General features: G+C 67.9%; 13 protein-coding genes. 9 read left to right on the top strand and 4 right to left on the bottom strand.

The window, feature by feature from the left end; genetic code table 11:
* The 3 genes from MXD95_RS06335 to MXD95_RS06325 all read right to left on the bottom strand — a co-directional run.
* The coding region (locus MXD95_RS06335; protein ID WP_250639600.1) for a toll/interleukin-1 receptor domain-containing protein at positions 1–1,399 on the bottom strand (1,399 nt) is incomplete at its 3' end.
* A 197-nt stretch (positions 1,400–1,596) separates the two neighbouring features.
* Entirely contained in the window at positions 1,597–1,809 is a 213-nt protein-coding gene (locus tag MXD95_RS06330; RefSeq protein ID WP_250639599.1) for a DUF397 domain-containing protein, read from the bottom strand.
* A complete protein-coding gene (locus tag MXD95_RS06325) occupies positions 1,806–2,675 on the bottom strand; it encodes a helix-turn-helix domain-containing protein (protein ID WP_250639598.1) in 870 nt (289 codons plus the stop codon). The genes MXD95_RS06330 and MXD95_RS06325 overlap by 4 nt, the downstream gene beginning before the upstream one ends.
* 203 nt (positions 2,676–2,878) lie before the next feature.
* Between MXD95_RS06325 and MXD95_RS06320 the strand changes: the two genes are divergently transcribed.
* The 8 genes from MXD95_RS06320 (at position 2,879) to MXD95_RS29550 (ending at position 8,612) form a co-directional block, all read left to right on the top strand.
* A complete protein-coding gene (locus tag MXD95_RS06320; RefSeq protein WP_250639597.1) occupies positions 2,879–3,172 on the top strand; it encodes a hypothetical protein in 294 nt (97 codons plus the stop codon).
* 49 nt (positions 3,173–3,221) lie between these two features.
* On the top strand, positions 3,222–3,827 hold the full coding sequence (locus tag MXD95_RS06315; RefSeq protein WP_250639596.1) for an ATP-binding protein: 606 nt from the start codon (positions 3,222–3,224) through the stop codon (positions 3,825–3,827).
* A 14-nt stretch (positions 3,828–3,841) separates the two neighbouring features.
* Entirely contained in the window at positions 3,842–4,384 is a 543-nt protein-coding gene (locus MXD95_RS06310; protein WP_250639595.1) for a hypothetical protein, read from the top strand.
* 138 nt (positions 4,385–4,522) lie between these two features.
* On the top strand, positions 4,523–5,341 hold the full coding sequence (locus MXD95_RS06305; RefSeq protein ID WP_250639594.1) for a hypothetical protein: 819 nt from the start codon (positions 4,523–4,525) through the stop codon (positions 5,339–5,341).
* Entirely contained in the window at positions 5,335–6,381 is a 1,047-nt protein-coding gene (locus MXD95_RS06300) for an ATP/GTP-binding protein (RefSeq protein ID WP_250639593.1), read from the top strand. Before MXD95_RS06305 ends, MXD95_RS06300 begins: the two co-directional genes overlap by 7 nt.
* Positions 6,382–6,507: 126 nt before the next feature.
* Positions 6,508–7,476: an SAM-dependent methyltransferase gene (locus MXD95_RS06295; RefSeq protein WP_285223539.1), complete on the top strand. Its 969-nt coding sequence runs from the start codon at positions 6,508–6,510 to the stop codon at positions 7,474–7,476.
* A 288-nt stretch (positions 7,477–7,764) separates the two neighbouring features.
* On the top strand, positions 7,765–8,256 hold the full coding sequence (locus MXD95_RS06290; protein ID WP_250639591.1) for a DUF2975 domain-containing protein: 492 nt from the start codon (positions 7,765–7,767) through the stop codon (positions 8,254–8,256).
* Positions 8,256–8,612: a helix-turn-helix domain-containing protein gene (locus MXD95_RS29550; protein ID WP_480024005.1), complete on the top strand. Its 357-nt coding sequence runs from the start codon at positions 8,256–8,258 to the stop codon at positions 8,610–8,612. The genes MXD95_RS06290 and MXD95_RS29550 overlap by 1 nt, the downstream gene beginning before the upstream one ends.
* A 221-nt stretch (positions 8,613–8,833) precedes the next feature.
* Here MXD95_RS29550 and MXD95_RS06280 read toward each other — a convergent pair whose 3' ends face one another.
* Positions 8,834–9,253 carry a nuclear transport factor 2 family protein gene (locus tag MXD95_RS06280; protein WP_250639590.1) on the bottom strand — a complete coding sequence of 140 codons (420 nt, stop codon included), beginning with the start codon at positions 9,251–9,253 and terminating at the stop codon, positions 8,834–8,836.
* A gap of 730 nt (positions 9,254–9,983) precedes the next feature.
* On the opposite strand from MXD95_RS06280, the gene MXD95_RS06275 reads away from it, so the two are divergent.
* A complete protein-coding gene (locus MXD95_RS06275; RefSeq protein WP_250639601.1) occupies positions 9,984–10,793 on the top strand; it encodes a hypothetical protein in 810 nt (269 codons plus the stop codon).
* The last annotated feature ends 142 nt before the right edge of the window (positions 10,794–10,935 follow it).

Raw genomic sequence — 10,935 nt, 5'->3', positions numbered from 1 at the left:
CCCACAGCTGTACGGTTTTGTCGGCGCTGGCGGTGGCCAGGAGGGCTCCATTTGGGGCGAACGCCACGCCTTCCACGCTGCCTGAGTGTCCGGTGAGGGTGGTGAGGTGACGGGGTTGGGTGGGGTCGGTGACGTCCCACAGCTGTACGGTTTTGTCGGCGCTGGCGGTGGCCAGGACGGCCCCACTCGGGGCGAACGCCACGTCATCCAGACCGCCTGAGTGTCCGGTGAGGGTGGTGAGGTGCCTGGGTCGGGCTGGGTCGGTAACGTCCCACAGTCGGGCGGTCTTGTCCCAGCTGGCGGTGGCCAGGATGTCTCCATCAGTAGTGAACGCCACCTCGCGCACGACTCCTGCGTGGCCGGTGAGGGTGGCGAGGTGCAGGGGCCCGGCTGAGTCGGAAACGTCCCACAGTCGAGCGGTTTTGTCGGCGCTGGCGGTGGCCAGGAGGGCTCCATTTGGGGCGAACGCCACGCCTTCCACGCTGCCTGAGTGTCCGGTGAGGGTAGTGAGATGCCGGGGCCGGGTCGGGTCGGCGACGTCCCACAGTCGGGCGGTCTTGTCCCAGCTGGCGGTGGCCAGGATGTCCCCATAAGGGGAGAACGTCACGTCGAGGATAGCGATGGTACGGCCAGCAAGCCTGGTGAGGCGGCCGGTGAGGGTAGTGAGGTGCCGGGGTCGGGTTGGGTCGGCGACATCCAACAGCTGCGCGCTCTTGGCCGGGCTGGCGGTGGCCAAGAGCTCCCCATCCGGGGTGAATGCCACCCCGTGCACGGCTCTGGCGTAGCTGGTAACGATGGCAGATACATGCGGGCGGCGGACCGGCTGGCGGGCTGCCACCGACGTGGGCGAACTCGGGTCGATGATGTATGCAGGGCTGGGAGGGGCCGCGGAGTCGGGGAGGGTGGGCACGGGCAGTCCGGAGGGCTGACCGGAAGTGAGTCGGGCAGTGGAAGCAGGGAAGGCCGGCGCAACGGCGGGTTTCCCCCGTCCCTCCATCGCAGCTTTGATGTTGTCGCGAAGGGTTTGGCGGGCAGCGTCGGGTTCGTAGTCGAATAGGTCGAACGACACGACCCCTCCGAGCAGGCCGGGGCGCGGGCAGTCCTCGACCCGCACCGGGATCAGTTTCCGCTCGAATCCGCGAGGGTCGGCACGCAACGCCGCTTCCCACTCCTGCTGGCCGTACACCGACGTCAGGTATGCATGTGAGAGGACCGCGACGGTTCGCTCGGCGTGCTGGATGGCTTCGCTCATACGGGTGGTCCAGTGTGAACCGGGAACAAAGTCCCACACCTGAACGAGTACCTGATAGCCGGCGTCCTCCAACTCCCAGGCAATCCACTCCGCCCACGCCTGGTCGGCGGCGGTGTAGGAGATGAAGAAATCCCACCGCTGCGCCACGGTGCCGTCCCCTCGGCCGGATAGATGATGTTCGCTCTAGAGAGTGCCATAAGGGGCGAACCGGTCGGTGGATAGCCGGTAGGTGGCAGGTGGCGATCATGGAGGTGGACTAGCGCTGCCTCCGATGCTCCGCACGGGCGGCTGGTCCGACGCGTCGGCCGGCCGGAGAGGGACGGGGCCCGGAGCTGTTGATCCGGCTATGAGTCGAACTCGTGGCCCTGTACGCCGGCGAGGAAGGCGGCCCATTCGGTGGCTGTGAAGTGCAGGACCGGGCCGCCTGGGTTCTTGGAGTCGCGGACGGCTCGGCCGCCGTCGGGGAGGGTGGCGACCTCGACGCAGTTTCCGCCGGTGCCTCCGGAGTAGCTGCTCTTGCGCCAGTTCAGTGGGGCATCCGCGCTGGGGGTGGTCATCGCTGTAGGTCCTCACGTGCCGCTTTGATGATCGAGAGGGTGTTGGGGTTGGGCGCGAGGGCGGAGCTGCGGAGCTGGTTCATCCAGGTCTCGTAGCGTCGGACCTCGGCTTGTTTCTCCAGGTAGAGGCTGCCCGTAGGAGCTTCGATGTAGACCGTCTCGGAGGCTCCGCCGGTGTCGGGGAAGCCCAGGATCGTGAAGCTTGCGATCATGCCGGCGTGGGCGCCCGCGGTGAACGGCACGACCTGGATCGTCACCGCGGGTTGCTCGGCCGCCTCGATCAGCCGGTCCAGTTGCCGGGCCATGACGGTAGGGCTTCCGACGTGGCGACGGATCACGGCCTCGTCGAGGATCGCCCAGAGTTGTACGGGCTGATCTCCGGTGAGGATCTTCTGCCGGTTCAACCGGACTTCCACGGCCCGGTCGACTTCGTGGGCGGGGAGCTCCGGTGAGGCGGCGCGGATGACCGCCCGTGCGTAGTCCTCGGTCTGGAGTAGGCCGGGGACGAGCAGGCTCTCGAAGGTCGTGATCGTGGAGGCCTCGGCCTCCAGGCCGATGTAGACCTGGAACCAGCGGGGCACGAGATCGCCGTAGGAGTGCCACCAGGCGGGCTTGCGGCTCTCCTTCGCCAGCGCCAGCAGGGCTTGACGCTGCTCGTCGTCGGTGACGCCGTAGAGATCGAGCAGGTCCGAGACGTTGCGCAGGATGAACCGGAACTGGCCGGTCTCCATCCGGCTGATCGTCGGCCCGCTGCGGTGGATGTGTTCCCCGGCCTGGTCGACGGTCAGCTCCTTGGCCTCCCGCAGGCGGCGCAGCTCCGCGCCCAGGCGCCGGCGCCGCACGGTGGGGCCTGGTGTGCTCGGCATCGCCCTCCCTTCTCCCGGTAGCAGTCTGCCAGCCCCTGTCTCAGGCCGATCAACACAGACTCACGTATCAGCCATACGTACTTGCGTATGAGAGTTCAACGGGTGCATTCTGCCAGTACCCCCGGCGCTGCCCATGACGGCGCTGGGGCGTGGAACGAAGGGCACGCCAGGAGATCGTTTCCGGTCGGCAAGGGGGCAGGGCCATGAAGGAACACCGGTACGTGGTGTGGGACGCGGAGGGACGGCCGCTGGGCGCGTTCGGCGACTTTGACACCGCCCACGAGTGGGCGCACCGGCGCCTGCGGCAGGCGCTGACCCGCCTTCCCCTGACCGTGGATGACCGGGTGGCGAAGGTCAGCCGCCGTCTGTCGCAGGCGCGCTGCGAGCTGGTGGCGTGGGTAGAGTTCGCCGTTCTCCCGCGCTGCGACCTGCCCAGCCTGGCCCAGGGCGTGGGGGACTCGTCGCATTGCCTGCCCGCGCGACCCGCACGCGGATGAGCGCCACGATCACCGGTCGCCGCACGCGCAGCGCTGCGCGGGGATCGGCATGACCGGGGGCGCCTCGTCCGCGATCCGGGTGGCGGTGGCGCACTTCCCGTCCACGACCGCCGCTGTCCCCAAGGTGCGCAGGAGCACCGTGCACATGCTCACCACGTGGTCCGTCGACCCGGACGCCGTCAGCGTCGCTGAGGTCGTCGTCTGCGAGCTGGCCTCGAACGCCGCGAAGGCGAGCTACCCGGACGACGTCATGGCCATACGGCTCACCGCGACCAGCGGAAGCGTCCTGATCGAGGTGTGGGACAGCAACGACGCCGGCCCCCGCATCACCGACCCGAACACCGACAGCGAGGACGGCCGGGGCCTGCTCATGGTCGGCGCGCTGAGCAGCCGATGGTCGTGGTACCGCGCCAAGACCGGCGGCAAGGTCGTGTGGGCGCAGATCCCCGGCGGCCTGCGGCCGGAACCTACGGACAGGGATGCGGCGATGCCGACCCGAGCACCGACCGTTGGGCCGGAGCCCACGGAGCCGGTCACATACCGCACCGACCCGGAAACCCTGCAGCGGGTCGCCGATGCGCTACGCGGACTGGACACCTGGCACCGCCCCTATCCACCCGAGTCCGTCGCGAACCGCGTGCGTGTCAGGACCTGACCGGGAGGGCGGCCATGAGGAAAGCCAGCCTGAAAGCGGAACAGAAGGATCTACGAGACCGCATGCTGGATGCCGGGTCAACATCCGCGGAGATCGCGGACGAGTTCATCCGCCGCTATCGGTTCCGTCCCCGGGCGGCGTTCCGCCACGCCCACGGATGGACGCTCCTCCGCGCTGCGGAGCACATCAACGATCACGCGGCCATCCTGGACATCGACACCGACGGCAGAGCGACTATGACCGGTCCCCATCTCTGTGAGCTGGAGCACTGGCCCCACCCGGCCGAACGGCGGCGGCTCACCCCGCAGGTTCTCGCGCTGCTCGCGGCCACCTACGGGACAGACGTGCACAGCCTGCTCGACGTCCACGACCGCGCCTGCCTCCGACCCGCAGACAGGCTGGTGATCGACTCCATGGGTGCCAGCGCCGTGGCCACATGCAGCTGCGGCTTACACGGAGAGCGAAAAGCGGTGATCTCGGCTGCGCGGACGGCGCCACTCCGCGCGCTCTCAGTGGTTCGATCCAGCGCCCCGGTGCAGCCTTTGCCGGTCGTATAGACGAGCACCTCGTCCTGGCCGCTGGTGGGCCTGGAGGTTCGAGGGCCGGAAGGGAACGCGCCGGCAGCCCAGGGCGAAACCTGGCCGGTCTCAGTGTCTCCGCGGATCTCGGCGGCCACGGTGCGCCGAGTCCCAAACATGACAGCGATCATCTGGTTCATATTTCCTACTCGCATCACCCAAACAGGCCATCAGCGTGGCTGGCTGAAATGGGCTGAAAGTGTCAAATCTTGCTGGCTGGCCGTTCCGACTTCAAAGTTGGAACGAGACCAGTCCGACCTCGCGCGGTACGTATGGGTGGAGACGGTCCGCAGCCGCTATGCCACGGGCCGACGCCACGACCGGTGCGAGGTGGACGCGGTGGCAGGTCGCAACAGCTCTCGGTATCAGCACCGACCAAGCCGGACGATCATCGTCAGTGGTTTGGCGGCCGTCGTACTGGTGGTCGCCGTCACGGGCTGCGGCTCCGATGGCGATCCCGCACCGCCTCCACCCCCGACGCCGTCCAGCACACCAACGCCATCCCCAACACTGGCGTCGGCTGCGGCCGACGCCGAGCGGCAGGCGGTTGATGCCTACGTCAGCTTGTGGAACGCGATGGCGGAAGCCAGCCAGACCTCGAACTGGCAGTCCCCGGCGCTGGGACGCTACGCCTCGGGCTCGGCCCTGCAGGTGCTGTCAGGCAGCCTGTATGCAGATCATCTCAATGGCTTCGAGTCACGTGGTGCGCCCGTCCTGCAGCCACGGGTTACCTCCGCGGAGCCGTCCGATGCCCCGACCGCGGTGATGCTGTTCGATTGTGCGGACAGCACGAACTGGCTTCAATACCGCACTGACGGCAGCCTGGTCGACGACGAACCGGGCGGTCGGCGGGCGGTGACCTCCGAGGTGCGCCTTCACCAGGACGGGTCGTGGAAGGTCACCCGGTTCGCGGTCGAAGGCCTCGGATCATGCTGAGGTCGTGGCGCTCCGCGGCCGTGGTCGCGACATCCTTGGCTCTGGTAGCCGTGTCCGCGGTTCCGGCGCTCGCACGGGATCCTTACGCGTTCACGACATGCGCGCAGAACCCGCATCCTGGATGCGAGCTTGGCGCGGGCCAGGACGCGGAGCCCGCCGCCCCGCCCGGCCAGGAAGCACCGCCGGCGCCCGACCACGACACTGCATCGCCAGGCGGCGGTACGCGCACCCGTCCGCCGGGTGACACCTCGCTCGATCCATCGGAACTCGCCCGCTGCTCCTACGTACGCAGCGCCTTCCAGCCGCCCTCCGACGCGACCCAGCCGGTGCTGTTCCAGACCGTGCCGCACCGTGACGGCCCACGCATCGTGACCGCGCTGGGCCACCCCGGAGGTCTACGTGTGCAGCTGGCCGCGACCGTTCCGGACGGGCAGCCCGGGGCCTGGTACGTATACCAGCGCCAGACCCAGGGCGTGCGAGACGCGCTGTATCGACCTCCGGTGTGGATCGCAGATGGGCAGGGAGGGCCGGCCGATGCTGCCCCGGATCCAGCGGCGCTCGCGGAGCAGGCCCGGAGCCAGTTGCATCTGCGGGGGCCGGCGATTGGGCTGAGTCCGACGGGCCGGCAGTTGATCCGCCTGCCGACGTGGATGTGGCTGGATCCGGCCGGCTGGAATCCGGCCTCCGCGACGGCCGCCGCCGGCGGCGTCTCCGTCACCGCCACGGCCATCACCGCCACGGCCATGCCTGTCGGCGTGGTGTGGACGATGGGTGACGGCTCCGAGGTTCGCTGTGCCGGGCCGGGCACCCCGTACCGCGCCGATGTTGATCCGAAGGCGTCGTCGCCGGACTGCGGCCACACCTACCAGCGTGTGTCGGAAGATCAGCCGGGTGGGACGTTCCCCGTGACCGCCACGGTGACCTGGAACGTGACCTGGGCCGGCGCCGGTCAGACCGGAGCGTTCGAGGGCCTGACCACGGTCTCGACGGTCCAGGTCGAGGTGATCTCCATTCCCGCGTTGATCATCGGGGGCGGATGACCAAAGCCCTTTGCTGGGTCGGGTCCTGGTGGCCGCTATCGCTTGGTCCTGTCGACGGCGTCCGCCCAGGAAGGAGTTCGGGGCCGTGGTGGTCGGCGGCCAGTGGAGGTGGGTCCCAGGCCCGGGATGGGATCATCCCAGGTCACGGCCAGCCTCCTGTTGGCTCCCCACAGTGAAGGGAAACACGGCATGGCAGAGCAGCGGACCTGGGACATTGTCACCGGTCCCGGCATCACGGCCCTCGGTATAGCCGCATCTCGGAGCGTGGAGTCATCGATGCCCGACGCGCTCATCGACGACCCGTTCGGGGCCGTGTTCCTGGGCGCGGTGGACTCGCCGGTTCCGTTCCCACTGCGCTGGCCCGCCGAGGGTGAACCGGTGAGTGACCAGCACAGACTGTACCTGCACACCTCCCGCTTCATCGGCGTGCGCTCGCGGTTCTACGACGACGTCATCCTGGACGCGGTCCGCGACGGAGCTGGCCAGGTCGTTCTGCTTGCCGCGGGCCTGGACACGCGGGCGTTCAGACTGCCCTGGCCGTCCGACGTCACCCTCTACGAACTGGACCAGCCGGGGGTGCTCGCCTTCAAGAACGACGTGCTGCGCGGCAGCCGGACTGCGCCTGGCTGCCGGCGTGTCGCGGTCGGCACCGACCTGCGCGAGGACTGGGTGGGCGCGCTCGCCGCGGCAGGGTTTCTCCCGACGGTGCTGACCGTGTGGGTTGCGGAGGGTCTGCTCGGCTACCTTCCTGCCACCGCCGAGGAACACCTGCTGCGGAAGATCCACCAGCTGTCCGCCGTGGGCAGCCGCCTCGCGCTGGACCGCGTCGCGGACCTGGACCGCCTGGCCTCCGACACCGCGACGCTGGAGCAGCTCAGCCGCCGGTCCGGTATCGAGGCGCGATCGCTGATCAACACCGAGCCCCGTCCGCACCCGGCCCAGTGGCTGTACCCGAATGGCTGGACCGTCCGCGAGGACGACGACACCGAGATCGCCGACCGTTACGGCCGCGACCTGACCGACCCGTTCACCGGACAGACCACCCGGCCCTGGCTCGACACGCGCTTCCTCACTGCCGAACTCGGCCGCAGGTGAAGGTGTTCTGCGGCATCGACTGGTCGGCACACCACCACCACCACGACGGACCGGGTACGGGTCGCTGAGGTCACGAACGGCTGATCGGATGTCGCGCCACCGGGCGCTGCCATGAGTGTGCCGCGTTCTCCCTTCCCCGGGCCGAGACCTGGCCGCCGCAAGCGCGGGGAGACAGGGGTGGCGGCGTCTCGCCGCGGCGCGAAACCGTCGTCTGCCCTCCGTCCCAGCCTTTGCTCAACCTATCGATATTCAATAGATTCCCATCGTGAATCGATGGAAGGATGGGTCATGGGACGGCTGACGGTGGGGGCGCTGCGCGCTGTGCTCGGGGTGGTGCTCGCCGGCACCGTGTTTGTCCAGGCGGGGATGGTGTGGGCGCTGGTCAGTGGGAGCGATCCCGAGGACGGGTCGCTCCCGCTGACCCCGCTGCGCGTGATCACGATCTTGGGCATAGTGTCGGTCCAGGTTGTCCTGCTCTGCGTGGGGCGGCTGGTGACGATGGTGCGGCGCGGAACCGTGTTCTCCCGCGCCGCCTTCCGGTACGTGGACGTCGTGATCGGTGCGATCGTGGCGGCTGCCCTCGTGTGGTTCGCGGTCACGGTTCTCAATGCGCCGGGTCAGCGGGACGACCCGGGAGTCACCGTCATCATGGGCGGGGTCGGCTTGGCCGTCCTGGGGGTCGCGCTCATCGTGCTCGTGCTGCGGATGCTGCTCGCCCAGGCCGTTGCTCGCGATGTCGAGGCGTCGCAGTTGCAGGCCGAGCTGGACGAGGTGATCTGATGCCGATCGCCGTCGACATCGACGTGATGCTGGCCAGGCGGAAGATGTCCGTGGGCGAGCTCGCGGACCGCGTGGGGATCACTCCCGCCAACCTGGCGGTCCTCAAGAACGGCCGCGCCAGGGCGGTGCGCTTCGCGACCCTCGCGGCGCTCTGCGAGGTGCTCAACTGCCAGCCGGGCGACCTGCTGCGCTGGGAGCCCGAGGACGCCGCGGGCGCAAGCGCCAGCGGAACAGCCGGACAACCGCTGCCCCAGCTGGCGATCGCTGGCACGCCAGCAGACTGCGCAGCAGGAGCGCTGCGAGACCGTGACCAGCGAACCTTGCCAAGTAGGCCGGATCGGCACGCCAGCTCCTGACCAACTACAGCGGCGGCCCGCCGGTAGATCCGTCTCCTACACGCCCTGGAGGGAACGGATCTACCTGGCCACTCCGAGCTGGCATGCCGCGGTTGTTGGCCAGTGCCAGGGCCGCCGGACGCGGCCGTTGTTGGCCAATGCGGCGATTGGCCCATGAGCGTGCCCGCGGACGTCGGAGGCCGTGAACCCGGCCAGGTGGACGGGTCTGATCGGGAGCGCGGTCATGCCTCCTGCCGCCAGAGCGGTGTGACCTCAACGCGGGTGAGCCGCCACCCGTCTTGGGTGCGGAGCGCCTGGAACGCGAAACGCAGGCCGACTAGCCTCAAGAGCGGGGGAAAGACCTGTCTCGACGGGAAGTACGCGACAAGCTCATTCGCCGTCATGGTGGCGCGGTCCCCGTCAAGCTCGACGAGCACGTCGGTGATCAGATGCTGAGAATTTTCGTTGTCGTCGCTGGTGCGCCGCGAATAGTCGAGTATGTCGTCGATCCCCGTGGCGCCGCCGCGAGCGCTGTGGATGATGGCGTCCTCGTGGAAGATCGCGCGCCCCTCCTTGTCGTCGCCGGTGTCCAGCCAGCGCCCAAGCTGACTGACCAGGGAGGCAAGTTCTGCTCGGTCGGTGATGTCCCTCAGATGAGGCACGGTGCTCCTTAGTGCTCCTGCGCCGAACGGCCGTCGTTGATAAGGTGTGGGGCCGATAAGACCGCTTGGCCCTGCGACGGTCAGGCTAAGAGTTCAAGTCCGCTTGAGGTCAACTCCTTCGTCGGCCTGCTACCGGCATCTCCCGGCGCTTCCCGCAGGCTGGCCAACTATCCCGGCTGTTGACCATCTACTGGTCAACCATCACGACGGGTGGCCATCTACCCCCGATCGCTACACGCCCATCGGAGAGCCCGTCCGTTAGCCCATCCGGTACGCATCCCGGTCTCCCATTTGATGAGCTACCCTGCGTCGAGGACTCGTGCAGGTCGGCGTCCTGCTGGCACCGCCCAAGAACAGCCCGACTGGTACCCCCGGGTACCGGGAGATAGTCGGGACGGCGGCGGGAAGACGACGGAGAGTAACCCGCGAGCCAGCCATAAAGCCCCTTTTCTGGGCAGCCTCAATCCATCGAAATCATTCGCATTTCACCTCCCCTGTATTTGTTGTTTATTTGACGCTGGCCGTCGGGGTTCGTTCTTCCCTTTCCTTTTTCTGTGCCGCGATTTAAAGGGGTCTCCGACCTGCAGAAATGTGGCCGAGGAAATCTTCGGAGAATCCAAGAAAGGCCATCTCGGGGTATTGATTTCCGCTGGAGCGAGAGGGATTATTAGTTATCGGCGTGTTGCGCCCGGCGCGCGGCGCTAAATCCCCTTCTTGCGTGGAGTCTTCCATGTCGCATTCCTTCATTTCCTCGTTCTTCTCCCGGGACATTCCTTCCGTTGTTGCCGAGGCGGTCACGGCGGAGGACATGGCGCGGGTCACCGAAGCGGACTGGGTCGCGATCGTCGAGCACGCGCACCGGTACTGCTGGAAGGCGGACTCGGCCCGGTCCCGCAAGCGCGCTGACCGCTCGGCCACGATCGCCCGGGACGGACGCGGGATCTACGGCAGTGACGATGTGTCTGACGACATTGCCCAGGACGCAGTCCTGATCTTCGCCCGCCGGTTCGGAATGATCACTCGTGGGTGTGTGGTCGCCTCGGTCGACGTGGCCACCCGTGAACCCGACCAGTGGCAGTACCAGCCGAAGAACGGAGAGATGTTCCTCGCGGACCGTGCCCTGATCCGTCAGTGGGCCGTTGGGGACGCTGCCAAGCGCAACGGTTACCGTCCCGGCAAGCCAGAAGCGGCCACGCCGGACGTGGCGGAGCAGCAGGCGAAGCATCTGGCCGCGTCTACCTTCCTCGCGGCCATGTCGGAAGTGATCTTCGATGCGGCGTGGGGAGACGGACGTGAGTTCCCGACCCTGCAGAAGGTCATGGACGTGGCGAACCAGGCCGATGACCTTGGACGCACCGGCATGTTCGCGACCGTCGCCCAACAGACCTACGGCGGCAAGTACGGATCACGTCGCTCCGTGATCAAAGTCCGGGACGCTGCCCACGCGGAAGCGCGCGAACTCACCGAACGTTGCAACTCGATCCGCGACGAACTGACCCACCGTGACCAGCCGAGGAAGCGTCTGACCTCCGACGACTGACACAGCCGCTACCCCCAAAGGAGCCTCCGAGCGTCATGCTCGGAGGCTCCTTCCTGTTCAATCCTCTCGGTGGCCTCGGTGGCCTCGGTGGCCTCGGTGGCCTCGGTGGCCTCGGTGGCCTCGGTGGCCTCGGTGGCCTCGG

Source organism: Frankia sp. AiPa1 (assembly GCF_023243075.1).
Classification (GTDB): Bacteria; Actinomycetota; Actinomycetes; order Frankiales; family Frankiaceae; genus Frankia.
Note: the sequence above shows the minus strand (reverse complement) of the source record. Positions and strands in the feature narration are given on the sequence as shown.